This window comes from Aeromonas allosaccharophila (genome assembly GCF_016026615.1).
GTDB classification, from domain to species: Bacteria; Pseudomonadota; Gammaproteobacteria; order Enterobacterales; family Aeromonadaceae; genus Aeromonas; species Aeromonas allosaccharophila.
The window spans coordinates 932,503-953,377 of sequence record NZ_CP065745.1 but is presented as its reverse complement, the minus strand read 5'-3'; the positions used below and the strand labels follow the sequence as shown (position 1 = coordinate 953,377).

The 20,875-nt window shown below is 59.1% G+C and carries 18 protein-coding genes; 4 read left to right on the top strand and 14 right to left on the bottom strand.

The annotated features are described in order from the left end of the window. On the bottom strand, nucleotides 1-3,111 hold the full coding sequence (gene ygfK, locus I6G90_RS04220; protein ID WP_197929871.1) for a putative selenate reductase subunit YgfK: 3,111 nt from the start codon (nucleotides 3,109-3,111) through the stop codon (nucleotides 1-3). 320 nt (nucleotides 3,112-3,431) lie between these two features. Beyond that, nucleotides 3,432-3,962 (bottom strand): NTP transferase domain-containing protein, encoded by a 531-nt coding sequence (locus I6G90_RS04215; protein ID WP_232254447.1) that lies wholly within the window; start codon nucleotides 3,960-3,962, stop codon nucleotides 3,432-3,434. A gap of 118 nt (nucleotides 3,963-4,080) precedes the next feature. Here I6G90_RS04215 and yqeC point away from each other — a divergent pair, with 118 nt between their 5' ends. After that, the gene (yqeC, locus tag I6G90_RS04210) at nucleotides 4,081-4,929 is read left to right on the top strand and encodes a selenium cofactor biosynthesis protein YqeC (RefSeq protein WP_197929867.1); all 849 of its coding nucleotides are present in this window, start codon (nucleotides 4,081-4,083) and stop codon (nucleotides 4,927-4,929) included. Between the two features lie 27 nt (nucleotides 4,930-4,956). Next, a complete protein-coding gene (gene yqeB, locus I6G90_RS04205; protein ID WP_197929865.1) occupies nucleotides 4,957-6,549 on the top strand; it encodes a selenium-dependent molybdenum cofactor biosynthesis protein YqeB in 1,593 nt (530 codons plus the stop codon). A 71-nt stretch (nucleotides 6,550-6,620) separates the two neighbouring features. Here yqeB and I6G90_RS04200 read toward each other — a convergent pair whose 3' ends face one another. The 7 genes from I6G90_RS04200 to I6G90_RS04170 all read right to left on the bottom strand — a co-directional run bounded on the left by I6G90_RS04200 (nucleotide 6,621) and on the right by I6G90_RS04170 (nucleotide 15,536). After that, nucleotides 6,621-7,544, bottom strand: coding sequence for a DMT family transporter (locus I6G90_RS04200; protein ID WP_197929863.1), 924 nt, complete (start codon nucleotides 7,542-7,544; stop codon nucleotides 6,621-6,623). 224 nt (nucleotides 7,545-7,768) lie between these two features. Continuing rightward, entirely contained in the window at nucleotides 7,769-8,701 is a 933-nt protein-coding gene (gene arcC, locus I6G90_RS04195) for a carbamate kinase (protein WP_197929861.1), read from the bottom strand. Nucleotides 8,702-8,757: 56 nt separating this feature from the next. After that, nucleotides 8,758-10,179, bottom strand: a complete 1,422-nt coding sequence (hydA, locus tag I6G90_RS04190; protein WP_197929859.1) for a dihydropyrimidinase — start codon at nucleotides 10,177-10,179, stop codon at nucleotides 8,758-8,760. A 119-nt stretch (nucleotides 10,180-10,298) separates the two neighbouring features. Next, nucleotides 10,299-11,516 carry a YgeY family selenium metabolism-linked hydrolase gene (locus I6G90_RS04185; protein ID WP_197929857.1) on the bottom strand — a complete coding sequence of 406 codons (1,218 nt, stop codon included), beginning with the start codon at nucleotides 11,514-11,516 and terminating at the stop codon, nucleotides 10,299-10,301. 126 nt (nucleotides 11,517-11,642) lie between these two features. Beyond that, a complete protein-coding gene (gene dpaL / locus I6G90_RS04180; RefSeq protein ID WP_182939635.1) occupies nucleotides 11,643-12,842 on the bottom strand; it encodes a diaminopropionate ammonia-lyase in 1,200 nt (399 codons plus the stop codon). Nucleotides 12,843-12,979: 137 nt separating this feature from the next. Beyond that, nucleotides 12,980-14,167 (bottom strand): knotted carbamoyltransferase YgeW, encoded by a 1,188-nt coding sequence (gene ygeW, locus I6G90_RS04175; protein WP_058051514.1) that lies wholly within the window; start codon nucleotides 14,165-14,167, stop codon nucleotides 12,980-12,982. A gap of 373 nt (nucleotides 14,168-14,540) precedes the next feature. Next, nucleotides 14,541-15,536, bottom strand: coding sequence for a Wadjet anti-phage system protein JetD domain-containing protein (locus tag I6G90_RS04170; protein WP_197929855.1), 996 nt, complete (start codon nucleotides 15,534-15,536; stop codon nucleotides 14,541-14,543). A gap of 210 nt (nucleotides 15,537-15,746) precedes the next feature. Between I6G90_RS04170 and I6G90_RS04165 the strand changes: the two genes are divergently transcribed. Continuing rightward, nucleotides 15,747-16,985 (top strand): esterase/lipase family protein, encoded by a 1,239-nt coding sequence (locus I6G90_RS04165; RefSeq protein ID WP_197929853.1) that lies wholly within the window; start codon nucleotides 15,747-15,749, stop codon nucleotides 16,983-16,985. A gap of 482 nt (nucleotides 16,986-17,467) precedes the next feature. Continuing rightward, on the top strand, nucleotides 17,468-17,671 hold the full coding sequence (locus tag I6G90_RS04160; protein WP_042062646.1) for a hypothetical protein: 204 nt from the start codon (nucleotides 17,468-17,470) through the stop codon (nucleotides 17,669-17,671). 75 nt (nucleotides 17,672-17,746) lie between these two features. Here the strand turns inward: I6G90_RS04160 and I6G90_RS04155 are convergent, their stop codons facing one another. From I6G90_RS04155 to I6G90_RS04135, 5 genes are all read right to left on the bottom strand, one after another. Further along, nucleotides 17,747-18,577: a hypothetical protein gene (locus I6G90_RS04155; RefSeq protein WP_197929851.1), complete on the bottom strand. Its 831-nt coding sequence runs from the start codon at nucleotides 18,575-18,577 to the stop codon at nucleotides 17,747-17,749. A 49-nt stretch (nucleotides 18,578-18,626) separates the two neighbouring features. Next, nucleotides 18,627-19,130: a peptide deformylase gene (def, locus tag I6G90_RS04150; RefSeq protein ID WP_197929849.1), complete on the bottom strand. Its 504-nt coding sequence runs from the start codon at nucleotides 19,128-19,130 to the stop codon at nucleotides 18,627-18,629. Continuing rightward, nucleotides 19,130-19,612: a GNAT family N-acetyltransferase gene (locus tag I6G90_RS04145; protein WP_197929847.1), complete on the bottom strand. Its 483-nt coding sequence runs from the start codon at nucleotides 19,610-19,612 to the stop codon at nucleotides 19,130-19,132. The genes def and I6G90_RS04145 overlap by 1 nt, the downstream gene beginning before the upstream one ends. 306 nt (nucleotides 19,613-19,918) lie before the next feature. Continuing rightward, entirely contained in the window at nucleotides 19,919-20,230 is a 312-nt protein-coding gene (locus I6G90_RS04140) for a putative quinol monooxygenase (RefSeq protein WP_197931151.1), read from the bottom strand. A gap of 139 nt (nucleotides 20,231-20,369) precedes the next feature. Beyond that, the gene (locus I6G90_RS04135; protein ID WP_197929845.1) at nucleotides 20,370-20,756 is read right to left on the bottom strand and encodes a septal ring lytic transglycosylase RlpA family protein; all 387 of its coding nucleotides are present in this window, start codon (nucleotides 20,754-20,756) and stop codon (nucleotides 20,370-20,372) included. Nucleotides 20,757-20,875 lie beyond the last annotated feature (119 nt).

The following is a 20,875-nucleotide window of genomic DNA, read 5'->3' as shown; positions in this document are numbered from 1 at the left end:
TCAGACCTCGACGGCCCCCAGCAGGTAGTGGTGATGGGCGTGGACATGGCTGATGATGCGGCACATGTCTGCGAGCGCCTCGGGGGCATCCTTGATCCGGCTCTGGGCATCGATAGTGAGACGGTAGGTCTCGCCCCCCTGACGGATCCGCAGTTCCCCGCCTTCCGCCAGATAGAAACCGGGGTTGCGGCTGTTGTCGAAGTCCTCGGGCAGGCTGAAGATGGTGACCTTGTCCTGATAGGGCTTGCCCTGCCACGGGCAGAACTGGGCGCAGTTGCCGCACTCGTTGCAGTAGGCATCCAGGTGCAAGGTCTGGAACTGGTCCTTGAAGCCCGGCACCGCGATGGCGACGTTGGCCCGGTTGGGGCAGACATCCACGCACTTGCTGCAGAGGTAGTTGCACTCGAGGCAGCGGTGCGCCTCTTGCGCCACGAAGGCCTCCCGCTCGCTCTTGTCGACCATGGTGACGGCGATGCTTCCCTTGCGACGGTAGATCTCGTCCTTGCCCGACGGCTGGATTGAGACCTCGGCCTGACTGCCAGCGATATGCTCGCGAGAGAGCACCAGATCCGCAGCGCGGCGGGCACCGCCGATGGCACCAACGATGGAGGATGGGCCGCTCTGCACGTCACCGATCAGGAAGACGTTGCGACGGCTGGTTTCGCCGGTCTGGCTATCCACCTCCGGCCAGCCATCGCTGCCAAGGGGAATGCCCATCGCTTTCAATACTTCGCAATCAGGCTGCTCGCCGATGGCGGTGATCAGCGCATCCATCTGCATCACTTCGGTTTGCTCGGTGGGCACCGGACGGCGGCGGCCCTGCTCGTCAGGATCCCCCAGCGCCATCATCCGCACGGTGAGCTTGCCATCTTTGTCAAAGCGCTCCGGGTTGGTGAGGAAGCAGAAACGTACTCCATCCTCCACCGCTTCCAGATACTCCTCGCGATAGGCGGGCATCTCTTTTTCGCTGCGACGGTAGATCACGGTCACATCGCTGACACCCGGCACCTTGAGAGCGGCGCGGGCACAGTCCATGGCGGTGTTACCGGCTCCGATCACCGCCACATGGCGGCCCAGCGGCAGCGGTTTGCCCTGATTGAAGCTGCGCAGGAAGTTGAAGGACTTGTAGACCCGATCATGTCCCCCTTCGAGGTGCATGCCGCCGTTCTTGTCGGCACCGATGCCGACGAAGACATAGGTAAAACCCTGGGCGTGCAGCTTGTCGACGGTGAGCGCCGGATCGCAACCAAACTCGAACTTGACCCCGTGAGCGGCGACAAAGTCGATGTCATGCTGGATAAGCTCGGCCGGAATACGGAACTCGGGGATGATGTGCTTGACCACACCACCGGCATCCGCTTCGCGCTCGAACACGGTGACCGGGTGACCGGCACGGGCCAGGAAGTAGCCAGCAGAGAGACCGGCCGGACCAGCACCAATAACCGCAACCGGGTGCTTGTCACCGCTGCCTGCCGGTTTGTGCCAGCGCGCCTTGTACCCTTCCCAGCCGCGCTCCAGCGCTACTTTTTTCAGCTCGCGGATATTGAGCGGGCTGTCGTAGTCGAGACGGGTGCAGTTGTACTGACACTGGTGATCGCAGATATGGCCGGTGATGGCGGGCAAGGCGTTGCGCTGATAAATCAACTCAAGGGCTGCGACATACTCCCCCTCGCCCATCAGGCGAATGTACTCGGGGATATCCTGATGCACGGCGCAGGCGGTGACACAGGGCGCCACGTAGCAGTCGGTCATCGGCAGACCGCCACCCACTTCAATGCGATCGTCGGACTTCCACTCCTTCTGGGTGTAATCCATGGTGAGGGCCTTGGCGGCCAGCGCCTCCAGCTTGGCCACATCCACCTGACTCATGCCCCAACTGTCGGAGGCGTCGATCTCTTTGAGGCACTCAATCTGGCGCAGGTAGCCACCCGGTTTCAGCAGGTCGGTGGCCATGGTGATGGGACGAATACCGGTCTCGAAGATCTCCGCGATGTTGAACTTGCTGGCGCCACCCGAGTAGGAGATGGGTAGCTTGCCATCGAAGGCGCGGGACAGCACGGCGGCCACGTTGATGGAGAGCGGGAACAGTGCGCGGCCGGACATATACATCTCATCGCCGGGCAGCGCCCCCTTGCGGTTGATGGTGCCGAGGGTGTTGGTCAGCTTGACCCCGAAGGTGAGCCCCTTCTCGGCCCCCAGCGCCATCAAGCGGGTCAGCATCGCCTTGGCCTGATCCAGCTTGAGGTCGTGATCGAACGACTCTTCGCTCAGGCCGATGTAATCAAAGCCACAGGTGTCGAGGATCTCGCGCACCCGCGGGTAGCCCAGCAGGGTCGGGTTCAGTTTGACGAAGGTGTTGAGCCCCTTCTCTTCCAGCATGTAGCGGCAGATGGCCTCGATCTCGTTGGGCGGGCAGCCGTGCATGGTGGAGAGGGTGACGCCGTGAACCAGATTGGCCGGGATGCTCGCCACCAGCTGTTGCAGGCGATCGCGGCGGGTACCCAGTCCCAGCTCGGCGATAAACTGCTCATCGGCCACCAGCTCGCGCAGCACTTGCTGGTACTCGGCAAACTTCGGACTGGTGCTGGCATCTTTCAAACTGTGGATAAACTGCTGCATCGGCGGCTGTTTGATGCCATCGAGGTTGTAACCCACGCTCATGTTGAAGATGAAGGACTTGGCCTCTCCGTCGAGGCGCGGGTCGAACACCTCCTCCAGCAGGTAGAGGGCAAACCAGGCTTTCAGATACTCGTCAAACGCCTTGGGCAGGGTGAACTCGGTAGACCACTCGGTGTTGAAGCACTCGTCTTCGGCATCGATGCAGGGCTTTGCCAGTTCGAGACGGTCCAGGATCTGCACCGTCTTGAGCTCGATAAAGCGCCCGCCGGTCAGCCAGGAGGTGACGATATTCTGGGCCAGCTGGGTATGGGGGCCAGCCGCCGGACCGATGGGGGTTTCGCAGGTTTCACCGAACACCTTGATCTTGCGCTCGTCCTGCTTGCGATAGAATTGCGCGGCGGGAATACCGAAAATGCTCTGACTCTCTTTATATTCCGCGAAAATACGGGTCAGAAGGTTCTTGAACGGAACGGGTCGCATAATATCGCCCATGGCAATCTCCTTGCAGCTGTTCTGCCCATTGGCAGCATGAATAAATGGGGTATCCCGCACGGGCTTTACCCCTTGGCAAGGAGAGGAGCAACTATCAGGCCACACCAGCTACAAAACTATTTTTTAGGGTGAAAGCGTGAGACAGCTCCAATTAATGGAGAGAATTTACGATGCCACCATTATGGGTATTGCGAGTAGTTATCAATCACTCTGAAATTTACTGAATGAGTTGATTAAAAAGAACTCGCCCTATCAGTTCAAGTGCGAGAAATATCACTTTGATACGCCATTTATCTCCCCGTTATCTTTTTAAAACAGGGTTATTTCGTGGGCTCGCTCTCATTTTCAAGAATGCCACCCAGAAGCGCCTGATAGCGCTCAGGGGTATCCACATCAAACAGGATGGCGGGGCTGTTGACCGGCACCATACGGTGCGGACGCCCTTGCAACCAGCGCCGTACCGACTGCTGCACCGGGGCCGCTGCCAGCTCGCTGGCAAGGGATTTGGGCAGCAATACCGGATGACCCGCCTCCCCCTGCCAGGTGGGAAAGAGTGCCTCACAGCCCCGTGCCAGCCAGAGCTGTTGATAGACCTCGCGCGGGATACAGGGGAGATCCCCGTGGCTGATAAAGAGGTAGTCAGCGTCACTGGCCGCCAGGGCCGAGCGGATGGAGCTGCCCAGCCCCTGCCGATAGTCGGGATTGTGGACGACAACAATATCCGGCCGTGATCCGTAGCGAGCTTGAAGCTCCTCGCCACGATGGCCCACCACCAGAATAACCCGCTGACAAAAGGCCTGGGCATTTTTGAGACTTGCATCAAGCATTGTCCCCTGGCAATAAGGTAGCATCATTTTCCAAGTACCCATTCGGGAAGATAAACCCGCCGCCGTTATTATACAGTCACACGGCACTTGTTCCGGGCAACGTTGTTTTCCACTCCCTTCGATATTTATTTTGGTCGTCATTATGTCGCACCCACACGCTGTTGCTGTCGCATTTCCAGATATAGATTCGCTATTAAACCCGCTCACCCAAAATATTGATAGCCATACCACCTTAATTAGCCTCTGCGGGGCCGGTGGAAAAACCAGTACCCTGTTCTGGCTGGCGGAATATTTTTATAAACAGGGTAAAAGGGTGCTAATTACCACCACCACCCGGATGTTTCTGCCTGCCTCGTCACACTATCGGGAATTGATCCTGGAAGCCGATCCCGTCCGCCAGCTGACCCGCTGTCAGCAACTGCCCGATGAGCCGACCCTGGTCGCCCTGTTCAGCCATATCGATCAGTCCAGCGGCAAGGTGGCGGGCCCCACCCCCCAGCAGATTGATCTCATCAAGGGGCAGCAGCGCTTCGATCTCATCCTGGTCGAAGCGGATGGCGCCAATCACAAGTTATTGAAAGTGCCCGCTTTGCACGAACCTTGCATTCCCCAGAGCAGTAATTGGGTGATCGCCCTGACGGGCGGCGCCATGGTGGGGGCCAAGGCCGACCCGCAGCAGATCCACCGCTGGGCCGAATTCCAGGCCCTGTGCGGGATAGAGGCCGGTGACCCGCTCGACTGGGCACTGTTTCACAAGCTGCTCTCCCACCCTCAGGGGGTGTTCAAGGGCACCCCGGCCAGGGCGCGCCGGATCTGGTTTATCAATGGGGATTATCAAAATGAGGCGTCGTGGCTGGCTGAATTGATAAAGCTGCATAGCCGCCACCCCGAGCTACATGCCATCTGGCAGGGGGCGGTTCGCGAACCACAGCCCATTCGCCTCGCACTCGGTTACTTCGCTCAGGATGAGGCACAGCCGCCTCGCCCATGATGGTTTAAGGATAAGAAGAGGTACCTTATGAATCTGTTTTCACACGCAGCCCGACTGGAACAGGAGAACACGCCGTTTGCCATTGCCCAGATCATCGAGAGCCGTGGCTCCACGCCCCGCCATCAGGCCCAGATGCTGGTGATGGCCGATGGCCAGATCCTCGGCACCATCGGCGGCGGCATGATCGAGCGGCTGGTGATCGAAGAGGCCGTGGCGGCCATTGCCGAGCGCAAGCCGCGCATCTTCCACGGCCGGATGGCACGCAACGGTGAGCATGCGGTCGGGTCGGATTGCGGTGGTGCCATGTCGGTCTATATCGATGTCTATGGTCTGCGACCACGGCTGGTGCTCATTGGTGCCGGCCACGTCAACCGGGCTGTGGCCCATGCCGCGGCGCCGCTCGGTTTTGATATCCATGTCGGCGACTGTTTTGAAGGGAGCCTCAACCCCGATCACTTCCCCGCCGGCACCCATCTCAAACAGGCCGACACCATCAGCGCGGTGATTGAGGCGCTGGCCATCGAGCCCGCCAACTTCGTCATCATCGCCACCAATCATCAGGACAAGGAGGCACTGGATCGGCTCATCAGCCGTCCCCTCGCCTATCTGGGGCTGCTCGCCAGCAAGCGCAAGGTGCAGACATTCACCCAGGCGCTGCGCCAGCAAGGGGTGAGCCAGGAGCAACTGCAGCAGCTGCACGCCCCCATCGGTTACAACATCGGAGCCGAAACCCCGGAAGAGATCGCCATCAGCATCCTCGCCGAGCTGCTTCAAGTGAAAAACGGCAAATCGGGTGGCCTGATGCAGGACGATGTGCGCCTCAAGCGGGATCAACTGGTGGTGATGCGCGGCTCCGGCGATATCGCCACCGGCGTCGCGTTGCGGCTGCACAATGCGGGCTTCAAGGTGGTGATGCTGGACCTCGACAAACCCACGGTGATCCGCCGCACCGTCGCCTTCGCCCAGGGGATGTTCGAGGGCGAAACAAGCGTCGAGGGAGTGCGCGCCAAGCGGGTCGAGAGCGTCGAGCAGGCGTTCGAGCAGCTGGATCGGGGCGTCATTCCGCTACTGGTTGACCCCGACTGCGCCACCCTCGCCGAGCTCAAGCCCCGCTATCTGGTGGATGCCATTTTGGCCAAACAGAACCTCGGCACCCACAAGGAGATGGCCCCCATTACGGTGGCCCTTGGCCCGGGTTTTGAGGCGGGGCGCGACTGCGATGCGGTGATCGAAACCAACCGCGGCCATCATCTGGGCCGGGTCATCTATCAGGGCCCCGCCCAGCCCAATACTGGCATTCCCGGGGTGATCGAGGGGCACTCCGCCCGCCGGGTGGTGCGCGCCCCCACCCCCGGCGTGATGAAGAGCCTGATCAAGCTCGGCGATCTGGTGCAGGAAGGGGATGTGATCGCCCATGTAGGGGACGCTCCCATTATCGCGCCGCTCTCAGGTATGGTGCGAGGTCTGCTCAGCGATGGCATCGACGTGCCAGTCGGCTTCAAGATTGGCGATATCGACCCCAGAGGCGAGCGGGCCGATGCGACTACGGTATCGGATAAGGCCCGCGCCATCGGCGGCGCCGTGCTGGAGGCCATGATGCATCTGGCCCAGCGCAGATAAGAGAGTGTTCTTAAAACCAGAAGGGCCCGCCATCATGGCGGGCCCTTTTTATCTCTTCGCTGGCAATGGGCTCAGCCGTGCTTGATACGGGTCTCACCCGCCACCGACACCACAGAGCGCTTGCCCTTGCGGCTGATCACCAGCAGCGCCAGCACGATAAGGGCGATGCCGCTCCCCTCCACCGGCCCCGGATTTTCGCCGAGCAGCCACCAGGAGAGCAGCACACCGGTCACCGGCACCGCCAGGGTGCTGAGGCTGGCAATCCCCGCTGGCAGTTTTTTCAACACAAACAGCCAGAGACTCCAGGCGATGGCGGTGGCGAAGATGGCGCTATAAGCCAGCGCCCCCATCACATAGGGCTGCCAGTCGATGGGGCGCTCCGGCACCAGCGCCGCCACCAGTGCCATCACTATGGTTGCGTAGATCATCTGCCAGGTGGTGAGGGACATCAGATCCACCCCGGGGTGGCGGGCATACATCCGCTTGGCGATGATGGCGCTAATCCCCCAGCAGATGCCGGAGAGGATCGCCAAGAGCGCACTCTTGAGGGATTCAAGGTGCAACTGCCAGGGCTGGATCACCAAGAGCAGGCCACAGGCGGCCACCCCAACCGCCAGATAGTGCAGCTTGCGCATCCGCTCTCCGAGAAAGAGCGCCGCGAAGATCACCACCCAGAACGGCATGGTGTAACTCAAAATGGCCACCTTGCCCGCCCCACCGCTGATCAGTGCCCACTGGGCCAGCCCCACCATGCCGCAGGTCTGGAACAGGGCGATGGCCAGGGTATAGCGAAACGGGGTGGGTTTGAGATAACGGCGCCCGCGCAGGGCCAACACCAGCAGCAGAACCAGAGATCCGCACAGGCAGCGCAGGGCGGTGAACTCGAAGGCCCCCGCGTAGAGCATCACCTGCTTCATCACGATCCAGCTGTAACTCCAGATGGCGGTGAGCAGAACAAGTCCTACCAGCGCCGCCATATTGATCTTTCCACTCATCTCTCACCACGCATTGCTCTGCCTTTCGCCTTTTGTTCCGATGGGCCAACCCTTATCGGGGTGGCTATCTTACCCCTGTGCCGGCGGGCTGCCCATTCCCTACGGGCGAATAGCCTATGGGCAAATTGCCTGTGAGCAAATCGACCTCAGCCACGGCAGCGCCCGAGCCAAAAACAGCAGGGGGCCAAGGCCCCCTGTCTATCAACCCGTCATCGCGCAGCACGCTACAGGCTGATCACGGTCCCGGTCTTGCCGGCAATCCCCTCGGCTGCCTTCTCCAGCAAGGTGATCAGAGACTTGCGCCCCGGCATGGAGGTGGCGAACGACAGTGCTGCCTCGACCTTGGGCAACATGGAACCTTTGGCAAACTGTCCCTGCTCGATAAAGCAGTTGGCATCAGCCACGCTCAGGGTATCGAGCCACTGCACATCGGGCTTGCCGAAGTTGATGGCGACCTTCTCCACCGCGGTGAGGATGATCAGCATGTCGGCGTCAATCAGTTCCGCCAGCTTGGCACTGGCCCAATCCTTGTCGATCACCGCGCTGGCACCGCGCAGGTGATTGCCCTCCCGCAGCACCGGAATGCCGCCGCCACCGACGGTGATCACCACCTGACCGGCGGCCAGCATGGCAGAGACGGTCTCCTTCTCGATGATGTCGACGGGTTTGGGGGATGCCACCACCCGACGATAGCCACGACCGGCATCCTCTTTGAGCCGCTCGCCCTTGGCCATCAGCGCCTCGGCCTCCTCCTTGCTGAAGAAGCCGCCGATGGGCTTGCTCGGGTCGAGGAAGGCGGGATCATTTTTATCCACCTCAACCTGGGTCACCAGAGTGGCGACCGGCTTGTGAATGCCGCGTTCCAGCAAGGCTTCGCGCAGGGCATTTTGCAGGTCATAACCGATATAACCCTGACTCAGGGCCACGCAGACCGACATCGGCAGATGGGGGGATTTTGGCTCGTGGCGGGCCGCCACCTCGAACGCCTGCTGGATCATCCCCACCTGCGGCCCGTTGCCGTGGGTCACCACCACCTCGTGCCCCTGGGCGATCAGGTCGGCGATGGTGTGCGCCGTGCTCTGCACCGCCTTCATCTGCTCGGGCAGGTTGTTGCCCAGAGCGTTGCCCCCCAGGGCCAGTACGATACGCTGTTTCATCTTGTGCTCTCCGATGATAAGGGTGGGCCGGTGTCATACCGGCTCGGTTGTTCTGTCTATCGCTGTGCTGATGGTTGTTCTCGGGCCGCCGCGCCCAGCAGTGGTTCAAAGGGTGCCCGCGCCAGAAAGCGGCCATGCCCCCGTTGTCCGGTAAATTCGCCGTCGCGGGCGACTATCTCGCCGCGACTGAGGGTCATCCTGATCTGACCGGGGCAGCGCATCCCCTCATAGGGGCTGTAGTCGCCGTTGTCGTGCAGCGCGGCGTGACGGATCAGGGTCTCGCCACGGGGATCCATCAGCACCAGATCGGCGTCAGACCCCGGTTGCACGTTGCCCTTGCGCGGCCAGAGGCCAAACAGGCGCGCCGAATTGGCGCTGGTGAGGGCCACAAAGCGCGACGGCGAGATGCGCCCGCCGAGTACCCCGTGGGCAAACAGCAGCAGCATCCGGTTCTCGACCCCGGGCAAACCGTTGGGGCAGAGGCTGAAATCGCCCCCTGACAGGGTCATGCGCTGGGCGTGGGAGAAGTTGCAGTGATCGGTCGCCACCGTGTCGATATCACCCGCAGCGATGCCGACCCACAGCTTGTCCTGCTCGCGGCGCGAGCGCAGCGGCGGGCTGAGCAGGAAGTCGACCCCGTTCTCCCGGTAGTAGCAGGAATCATCCAAAAGCAGATATTGCGGGCAGGTCTCCACCCAGACCGGCTGACCCTGACGGCGCGCCAGTTTCAGATACTCCAGCCCCAGTCCGTTGGATAGGTGGACGATATAGAGCGGCGCATTGCCAGCGAGCCCCGCCAGATTGATCATCCGGGCCACCGCTTCGGCTTCGCACTCCAGCGGGCGGCTTTGCGGGTGATACCAGGGCTCATGGTGACCGGCAGCCAGAAGGGCCGCCCGCCGCACCGCGATGGCAGCATCGTTCTCGGGATGGACGGTGGCGAGCGCCCCCACCTCTTTGAGGCGGGCCAGCGCGCGCAACACATCATGGTCCCCCAGCTTGTACTGGTAGGTGAGATAGAGCTTGAAGCTGCTGATCCCCTCCTCCTGCACCATGGCGGCCATCTCGTGGAGGATGGCGTCATCCACATGCTGGATCACGCCGTGAAAGCTGTAGTCGATCACCGCCTGATCGGCGGCGTAATCGTGATAGCGGGCCAGCTGGTGATGCAGATTGCACCCCGCTGGGCCAAATCCCATGTGGTCGATGATGGTGGTGGTACCACCACAGGCGGCGGCACGGGTACCGCTGAAAAAGTCATCGCAACTGCGGGCAATCCCCACATCGATGTTGAAGTGGGTGTGGACGTCGATGCCGCCCGGCATCACGTAACAGCCGCTGGCATCGATCACTTCGGTCTCGCCATCGGGCTGGATATCGGCGGCACGGGCACGGATCACCCCGTTTTCGATCAGCAGATCCTGACGATATTCACCCTGTGCATCGACCAACACGCCGTTCTTGATCAGCCGTTTCATCCCCACCACCTCGAACACCACATCGCTTCAAACAGCAAGGCCCCGCCTCAACACAGACGGGGCACTTGCCACATTTGCCACAGCCAGGCGGCGATGGCAGTCACCGCCCGGCAGACCCCTTACTTGTCCAGCTCGGCCAGATAGAGCATGGGGATCACGGCGTACATGGCGGCGCACTTGACCAGATGCTCTTTCCAGGTCTTCTCGTTCGGTGCGTGGGCCTCCGGCTCTTTACCCGGGCCAAAACCGATGACCGGAATGCCGTGGCGGCCCATGATGGAGACCCCGTTGGTCGAGAAGGTCCACTTGTCGACCACCGGCGCCTTGTTGAACAGCTGGGTGTACGCCTTGGAGAGGGTCTTGACGGTGATGTGATCCTCTTCCACTTTCCAGGTCGGGAAGTAGCACTCGGTCGGGTAGACCAGACCGGTGTAGGCCGGACGGTCGTACAGATACATGGAGACCTCGGCACCGGCGGCTTTTACCGCTGGCAGCGCACGGATCTCGTCCAGCGCACCTTGCCAGGTCTCGCCCCAGGTCAGACGACGGTCGATGGAGACGGCGCAACTGTCGGCCACGGCGCAGCGACTTGGCGAAGTGAAGAAGATCTCGGAGACGGTCAGGGTGCCCTTGCCGAGGAAGTCATCGTTGCCGAGGTTGTGGCTCAGCTCCTGCAATTCACCGAGGATCGGGCCCATCTTGAAGATGGCGTTGTCACCGCGCTCCGGCGCGGAGCCGTGGCAGCTGACGCCCTGCACCTCGACGCGGATCTCCATGCGGCCGCGTTGGCCACGGTAGATCTGGCAATCAGTCGGTTCGGTACTGACCACGAACTCGGGGCGGATCTTGCTCTGCTCGATGATGTACTGCCAGCAGAGACCGTCGCAATCCTCTTCCTGCACGGTACCGGTCACCAGCAGGGTGTACTCGTCTTCCAGTCCCAGATCCTTGATGATCTTGCCGGCATAAACCATGGAGGCCATGCCGCCTTCTTGGTCAGATGCGCCGCGACCGCCGATGATCTCGTGATCTTCCATTCCCTCATAGGGGTCGAAGGTCCAGTTGGCGCGGTTGCCGACACCGACGGTATCGATATGGGCATCCATGGCGATCAGGTGCGGACCGTGGCCGATATAGCCCAGCACGTTACCCATGGGGTCGATCTCGACCTTGTCAAAACCAACCTTCTCCATCTCCTGCTTGATGCGCAGCACCACGCGCTCTTCATCGCAGCTCTCGCTCGGGATGGCGATCATGTCGCGCAGGAACTGACTCATCTCGGCCTTGTACTGGTAGGCCTTCTCCAACACCATTTCAAACGGAATTTGCTTGCTCATTGTGATTCTCCATAACAACTGAGAGTGCGCGGCCTGTTCATCGGCAGCGCCCTGTGCCCGTTACCGCGCCCCGTTGGCGAGGCGCGATCAATTCTTTGATTCGTGGTTGCTTACTCGCAGCCGGAGTTACTCGCAGGCCGGGTGTTTGCCTTCCCACACCACTTCCCGGTAGTGGGTCACATCGGTGTCCCCTTCGGTGTTGATGATCAACACCACGGAGTCGCGACTTAGCCCCAGACGTTCCATCAGCGCCGCGCGATCCGGGTGGTGACGCACCGCCGCCAGCACGCCGGTACCGACCGAGCCGGATTCGCCGGAGATGATGCGGGGATCATTGCCAAGGGGGTTGCCCAGCACCCGCATGCCCAGCGCCGACACCTTGTCGTGGCAGGAGATGAACTGGGTGGTGCAGCTTCTGAGCAGCGGCCAGCCGAGCGGATTGGGTTCACCGCAGGCGAGACCGGCCATGATGGTGCGCATGTCGCCCCCCACGTTGACCATCTCCCCCGCCACACCGGAGCGGTAGATGCAGTCGGCCTGATCCGGCTCGACGACTATGCTGTGCAGGTTTTTCGCCCCGAAGCAGTCCACCAGATAGCCGAGCACGCCGCCCGCCAGCGCCCCGACCCCGGCCTGCAGCAGCACGTGGGTGGGCTGCTTGATGCCCATGGCCTGCATCTGCTCGACCGCTTCGTCGGCCAGAGTGGAGTAACCCTGCATGATCCAGGTCGGGATCTTGGTGTAGCCCTCCCAGGCGGTGTCTTGCACTATGTGCCAGCCGCGCTCTTCGGCCATCTTCATGGTCAGGCGCACGGTGTCGTCATAGTTCATGTCGGTGACAATGCACTCGGCACCGAGGTTGAGGATGTGATCCACCCGCTCCTGGGCAGAGCCCTTGGGCATGTAGACCACCGCATGCTGGCCCACCTGCTTGGCGGCCCAGGCAACACCGCGACCGTGGTTGCCATCTGTGGTGGTGGCGAAGGTCATCGGCTCCTTGATGGTGCGTTTGATCAGATCGAAGGAGAAATCCTCGATGGCCACCCCGTATTTTTCACAGAGCAGGTTGGCGATGGCATAAACGCCACCCAGCATCTTGAAGGCATTGAGGCCAAAGCGTTTTGACTCATCCTTGACCAATATATTTTTCACCCCGATATAGGCGGCCAGATCTTTCAGGTCGCACAATGGGGTCGGCTCATAACCGGCCAGTTTTTTATGAAAAGCGCGAGCCTTTTGTGCTTCAACACGGGAAAACAGCGGTGATGGCTCGGCGGTAAAAAAGCGGTTATCGGCAATATCCATCTTCAAAGAAAATTGGGACATGCTTACCTCACTAGGCGTTACCTGACAAAGAGCTGCCTCGCCGGGAGATCCGTTATTCAGATACCACGGGGAGAAAACTCAAAATAATGAATTCGACAGCGTGGGCAGGATGAATATTCACCCTGCCCTGCCGTTATTTATTTCACCCGCTTTTGCGCCTCTTTAATCAGATTTTCCAGGGTTTCTGCCGGGGCGGAGAATTTACGGGCCATGATCATGGCGGCGATAATATAGGGCTTCCAGCTCGCCTCTTTGTAAGTGGCTATGCGGTATTTCTCGAATACCCCTTCGGTCACTTCACCCTCTTTGCAGGAGACGCCAGAAATATCGGCGGGCAGGCAGTGCATATAGAGCGCTTCGCCCCCCTTGGTGAGCTTCATCATCTCCTCGGTGCAGTGCCAATCCTTGTGCTTGGCGTTCTGCTCCAGGCAGTGTTTTTCCAGATCTTTGAGGCCAGCGTGGTCATTGGCGCGCAGCAACTCGGTGCGCTGCTCCATCACCTTGTAGGGAGCCCAGGACTTGGGATAGACGATATCCGCATCCTTGAACGCCTCTTCCATGGAGGTGACCTGACGGAAGCTGCCGCCGGAGGCCTTGGCATTCTCCTTGGCCACTTCGATCACGTCCGGGATCAGGTCATACCCTTCCGGATGGGCCAGGGTCACGTCCATGCCAAAGCGGGTCATCAGGCCGATGATGCCCTGCGGCACGGAGAGCGGCTTGCCGTAGCTCGGGGAGTAGGCCCAGGTCATGGCAATCTTCTTGCCCTTGAGGCTCTCCAGGCTGCCGAAGTGCTCTTGCAACCAGGCGAGATCAGCCATCGACTGGGTCGGGTGATCAATGTCGCACTGCAGGTTGACCAGTGCCGGACGCTGGGGCAGCACGCCCTTCTCGAATCCTTCGTCCAGTGCAGCGCCCACTTCGCGCATATAGGCGTTACCGGCACCGAGGAACATGTCATCACGGATACCGATGGCATCGGCGCAAAACGAGATCATGTTGGCCGTTTCACGGACGGTCTCGCCGTGGGCGATCTGGGATTTACCCTCATCCAGATCCTGCTGGGCCAGACCGAGCAGGTTGAGGGCGGAGGCGTAAGAGAAGCGGGTTCGGGTGGAGTTATCGCGGAAAACCGAGATACCGAGCCCGCTATTAAACAGTTTGGTAGAGATATTTTCGGCGCGCAGGGTCTTGAGGGATTCGGCCAGTTTCAATACCAGCTCCAGCTCCTGAGGAGTTTGCTCCCAGGTCAGCAGAAAATCTTTTTCATGCAGGTTGGATTTGAGTGCTCTGATCTCTTTGATTAATTCGTTAACTGCTTTCATCGTTCGCCCCAATCATTGGATGAGATATGGATAGCTCCCCTTTCACTCACGATGTCACCAGCATCCCGGTTGTGGGTGAGCTCATCGGTTAGCGTCGATGTAAGGCAATCAATAAGCGTGCCAAACTACAAAAATGCAGGCAGATATTAATAAATGGCGAAAGTGTGTGATGCAGAGCACAAAAGCGGCGGCTATTTCAGCGGTTTATTCCATAAAAAGGTGAGCGGGACGGCCAGGCCATAAAATAGCCGAGTGATAATAATCAGAGGCAATATCCCTGCGTTGGTGAGAATTATCATCAACGGTCAGTTTCAGGGGCTGAAATGATATAACCGTGCTGACCGTTATCATTATGATAATGCCCCTTTTGGATTCAACTGCCCGCGATGGCCAATGGCCAGCACTGCCAGCGCGCAGCCAGGATCAACACCTCCTGTTCCAGCCAAGCTCCCTTCGTCACCAGTTCATCGAGCCAGGGAACGCCTGCCGTCATGACATGACCATCGCCCTGATCAGCCGGCTTCGTCACACGCCAGGGCACCTTGCCACTGTCCGTCGCAAAGGTGCGCACCGGACGGGCGTAGTGATCCAGATAAGGCCGCAGCTCACTGGGGAGCCAGAGCATGGCCGGACGCTGCAGCTCACGCGCCAGCTCGATGGCAATGTCGATACCCCGTTGATCGAGATCGCCGAAATGGGCCCACTGCACGCCCGCAGGCAACAGCGGGATCAGCCGTTTGGCCAGGGTGGTATTGCGACCGGGGGCAAAGAGCAGCAGTTGCCCGGGTTGCAGCGGGTAGTCGACAAAGGCCCCCTTGTTCTCCACCGTAATAACGCGCTCCCCCTGCCAATCGATGGCCGCCAGCGTTGCCAATGCCCGCTCCGGCAACGCCAACTCCCCCAGCAGCGCCATCACCGCCGTCATATCGTGCTGCTGACCGTGCCGATCGACCAGCGAGAGCGGTTCGAGGGTACGGATGCGGATCACTTCATCTTGCGTGAGCGTCAAATCCGCCAGCTGTGGATCCGGGCATTCACTGCGCGAATGCTTGCTGTCTCCATGCCAGAGCGCATAAAAACTGGCCTGATTGAGCCGTGCAGGCAAACTCACACCCAGGCGTTGCAACTGTTCACGCTTGTCCGGCTCGGGGGGCACCACCTGCGCTAGCTGCCCGAGCAAATAAGTCCGCCCCGCCTCGGTCAATATATGACGGGCACTGCGCCCAACTGACTCGACTCCGCCCACCGCCTGCAACAGCTCCTTCAACTCGCGGCCATGCCGGCTCTCAAGGGAGCAGCCCTTCTCGTCCTGGCTATCGAGCAACTTTGCACACAGTTCCTGTACCCGAACCTCATCAAACAGCGACATCCTTATCCTCCTCTCAGCACATCATGTGACGCAGTAGAGGTGATTTTCCCAGCCGTTACCGTGACCGGCTTCGCAAGGGTCTATCATTAGCCCCTTTTGCTCCCGGATCACACTCTCTGGTACTGGTAAACCCGTGCCAAACCGCGCAAGCTGGTTGATATGCCGCCCCCCAGGCGACCCCTTTTCGATGGACTTCCACAAGGCGTTCCCATGACCGACACCACAGAAAAGTCCCCCTCCTCCTGGCATATCTCGGATATCCGCGAGCTGGCACAACTGCTGACCCTGGCGCTGCCTGCCGCGGTAGAGATCACCGAAGCGGTACATCAGGCGGTGCTCAGCGGTATGGGGATCAAGGGGCGGGATGAGGGGAAGACATCCGGGATCACCGGGCTGGTCTACAAGGGGGTTCACGGCGCGGCCAATACCCTCGGCAGCGGCATCAACGGGTTGCTGACCCGGCTGCCGCCGACCCCGCCACTGCACCATATTCCCGAGACGCCCAAACGCGCGGCACTGATCGCCACCCTCAATGGCGTGATGGGGGACGCTCTGGTCGAGAGCCATAACGCCCTCGCCACCCCCATGACCCTGCGCTATCAGGGAGAGCCCCTCGACTGGCAGGCCATGCCGACAGATCTGCCCCGCGAGGGACGGGTGCTGTTGATGGTGCACGGCCTGTGCATGAACGATCTGCAGTGGCAGACCCTTTATCAGGGTGAACCGGTCAATCATGGGGAGCAACTTGCCAACGCGCTTGGCTATCAGCCTCTTTACGTGCGCTACAACTCGGGACTGCCCATTGCACAAAACGGGCAGGCACTGGCCCTGTTGCTGGAGCAGCTGCTCACCCACTGGCCGGGAGACCTCAAAGAGATAACGATACTGGGCTACAGCATGGGGGGGCTGGTTGCCCGCAGCGCCTGCCACCATGCAGGCGTGGCCGGGCTCACCTGGCCTGCGCACCTTGCCAACCTGATCTTTCTTGGCACGCCACACCACGGCGCACCGCTGGAACACGCCGGACACTGGCTGGAGCAGTTGCTGCCCGCCAGCGCCTACACGGAACCTTTTGTCAGACTGACACGATTGCGCAGCACGGGTATCAAGGATCTGCGCCACGGCAAGGTGATCGAGACGATCGCCCCACCCGATCCCGCCGTGCCCATGCGAGATCCCCGCGAGCCACTTCCCCTCCCCTGCGGCGTCAACTGCTATGCCATCGCCGCGACCACTGCCGCCAAGCGCAGCTTGCTGGCCGACCGGCTGATTGGCGATGGACTGGTGCCCCTGCGCAGCGCCCTTGGCCAACACAGCGAGGCGCGCCATCAGCTTGCTTTTCTTCCTGCCCATACCCTGATCGTCTATCGCACCAGTCATATGGCCCTGCTCGGCAGCCCGCAGGTTGGCCAGCAACTGCTGCGCTGGCTCGGCTCCTTGCAGCCATAACGCTGCTGGCTATTAAAGCAACAGAGTACTGGTTCACAAAGGAGCCCTGTGGCACTCTGGGACGTCAAAGGGAAGACCCATACTGACACCTCATGTGTCCCCACTGCAAAGGAGCGCCACCGATGGCCAAAGCAAGCAAGAAAGAGATCAAGAAGAAGATCGCCGCTCGTCTTGAGAAAATTGCCAAGCATGAAGGCAAGATCAAGAAGCTGAAGAAGGCCCTGAAGTAGGGCCCACCGCATAAGAAAAACCGCCAAGCTGGCGGTTTTTTCATCCTCCTTTCGCCCCTTTTCCATCGTTTTTGATACCAATGGCCTTGGTGTAAACGCCCCAAGCACACCTCTGCATGACAACCCGACTGAAGCCACGCGCGTTCTCATCGCCGCTATTTGGTCTAACAGCGCCAATCGGGCGCCGCGCGCGCCCATACCAGCAACTACCTTCAACGGAGTGTTTGATATGAGCCAGCAGTGGAGCGCCATATGTACTCTTACACCCTCACCTTCAAGGAAGATGTTGATCGCCTGACCGCCCCCGAGCAGGAGATCTCCTTGCAGAGCCCCGCTCAGGCGGGGGATTTTATTATCCTCTCTGACGGCAGCCGCCATCAGGTGATGTTTGTCACCCACCGCGCCCACTACAGCAGCCTCTATCTCGACAAAGGGGTCAGGGTGCCGCAAAGCTAGCAAATCATCTGTCAGGTTCAGAAAGCAAAAGAGCGGCACCTGGCCGCTCTTTATAAGTCGTGATATGACGTGGTGTCACAGCACCTTGATCACCGGTTGGTGCACTATCTCGACGTCGTTTTTATAGACCACCAGCTCACCCGGTGGCACGCCTCGCTCGCCCAATACGGTGACGACGCACTCGTAGCGATAGGGGCCGCTCGTGAAGAAATAGGTATGATTGCCCCCCGTCCCCTCCACCTTGACGGTGCCATTTTTCAGCACCAGATCCGGCTTGTCGGCGAGCGTCTTGTCCCTGGCCCAGGAGGCGTAGCGATAGTGGCCATCGTCCAACTCGTCTATGCGGATGGTAAATTTCTCGGTATGCCACATCAGCTCGGGGCTCTTGTACTCTCGCACACTGGGATGCAGACCGCTCTTCTGCCTGGCGATAAGCTCGGCTTTCAATTTGGCGGCCTGCGCCGTCTGATGATTGATACCGATGACCTTGCCATCAAAATCCATCCAGACCTCGCCACTGCCCAGCATGATGCCGCGCCAGCCCATGGTCTGCCAATCCTGCCCGACCCGGGAGGTCGCGATGCTTTTTAATATGGCGTCATCAAATACCTCTTCAAAACGGGTCAGCATCTCCGCCGGGGTTTTGATGGCGGGAATGGGATACTCCTGCTTGAAGGGGTACTTCATCTGGTTGGCAAGGGCCTGATGATCCCGGGCTTCTGCCGCATCGACCAACTGCTGCACAAAGGGGCGATATTCGGCCGGCAGCTGCTCTTCGTCGGCTGATACAGGGAGTGCGACCCACAATGTTCCCAGCAACAGCAGGGCCTTCAGCCCATAACGTCCCCGCACCTCATTGCTATTGCGGCTAAACAGTGCCCTGACATTCCATCTTGCCACTTTCATTCTGCCTGCTCTCCACATTACTAAAACGGCCAGCCACTATCCGCAAACATTAGCTGGCAGACTTCAGAGATTTTTTAACTCGTTTGAGTGCCATCTGCCGCTTGAGCGGTGACAGGTAATCAATGAACAAGTTGCCATCCAGATGATCAATTTCATGCTGCATGACAATGGCCAAAAAATCGCTGCTCTCGATGGTAATCGGATTACCTTTTCGATCCAGTGCAGATACCACCACCGAGCTGTAACGCTCGACATCCGCGTAGTAATCCGGCACGGAGAGACAGCCCTCTTGTCCAAGCACCTTTTCAGTACCGCTTATCACTTGTGGATTAATAAAAACTAGCGGCTGATCCCTGCTCTCGGACAAGTCGATAATAACGATCGCCTCTTTACGCCCGACTTGAGTCGCGGCCAAACCAATCCCGTTTTCCGTCGTATACAGGGTCGCCAGCATGTCATCGATCAGCCCCTGTACGGCAGCAATATCCTCAACCCGCTCGGCCTTGAGCCTCAACCTGGGATCGGGAGCCGTTAAAATATTCAAAATCGCCATCACAACTCTCCATTAACCACTTTTTTCAATCCGAGGTCACAGCCCAACGGCCGGGACATGGAGACAAACGCCTGATCCTCTTCGACCACGTTGTAACCAAGGCGTTGATAAAACCGTATCGCCCTATGGTTCTCTGTGAAGCTGGACAAGGTGACCCGGCATTTGCCCTCACGCTCAGCCTCCTGATGCAGCCGTTCCATCACGGCAGCACCAAGCTGCCGCCCCTGATACTGAGGGAAAATGATCAGCAGATGAACATGCTGGGCATCCTCATATGGCTTGCTACATAACAGACCAATGCGTTCTCCCCCATGCAGGATCCACGAAAACCATTGCGGCAGATATGAGCTGGTTAGTCGCTCGCGTTGAAATTGGTCATCCCAGCCAAAGATCGACTCAACATAGGGAAAAATCCCCTGTTTCACGACAATAAAGACCTGCTCAAATTCACTTTGCGGTACATCTACAAGCTCAATACCCATTATCGTCCTCCCTGCCTACCTCATATCGACGCGCTGATGGTCAGCACCATCTTTTGGTATGCCTTCCTGCGATAGCAGGTTATACCACTACAACTGAACTTGAGCCCAAATTAAATTCTCATTTGGATATCTTATCCGTTAACAGGAAGATGAAAATATCTTGGATAGAAACAGGAGAGAGTGATTAAAAATCAGAGGATTAGTAGATGCAGGCTGGCAAAAGACTAGCGTGATAACTTGCTTGAAACGCATCTTATCTCGCACTTGAGATATGAATAAAAAATCGGGCCCCCTGGCCCGAATGGATTAAGAGTAGCTGACCTCATCCAGGAAAATAAGCTGCAGTGGCTCTGCAAGCAGAGACTCAGCCTGAGCGGCAAAGGCCTGAAAATAGTCATTCTGACAATGGCTATCCAACGCGGCTTGGCTGACGAATGCCTCACGCATGTAAAAGGTGCCTGGCTCATCCCGCAATTCAAACAGCACATAGTCCAAGTTACCCGGTTCGTGCCGAGTAGGCTCAATAAGCTTGATCAACTCCCGGCGCAGCTGCTCCCTCATACCGGCTCTAGCTTTAAGCACTGCGATGGACACCAGTTTCTCTTCATTCATCTTCATCTGCTCCGTTATCAGATCAATCATTCAAGTATTTCGATTGGGTGTACCTCTTGGATACGGAGCAGTGTAAGAGGGCAGACTTGCAGGATATAGCCATACAGAACGGACACTCTGTTCACGCCACTGAACAAGTGGGCTGCTAGAGCACCTCTATTTTTACTTTGATAATCCCCTCGCGAATATTGCCGATGGTACTAAAGGCCGATTTGGAGAGATCGATAATACGCCCGTTTTTAAAGGCGCCGCGATCATTGACCTTGACCACTACGCTCTTGCCGTTGGCGAGGTTGGTGACCCGCACCATAGAGCCAAAGGGCAACTCCATATGGGCGGCGCTATTGAGGTTGTTGCGATAGCGCTCGCCACTGGCAGTCTTTTTGCCGTGATAACGGTCAGCATAATAGCTGGCGTAACCGGTCTCGCTATAGCCGCGCCAGCTGCCGCCGTGACTCTCGTCATAACGGCTGCTACAGGCCGCCAGCAGCAGGCAAAGAGATAACAGCAGCCCTTTCTGGATATGTTGCACCTTTCCCCTCTCCTCTCTTCTTTTCGCTTTGCGCACTTTTTACTCTTCGATTCAGCCGGTAACGCTGGCTGCACGTTTGCTGGCGGGATCTCACCTTGTCATCGGTCCAAGGCACTCAC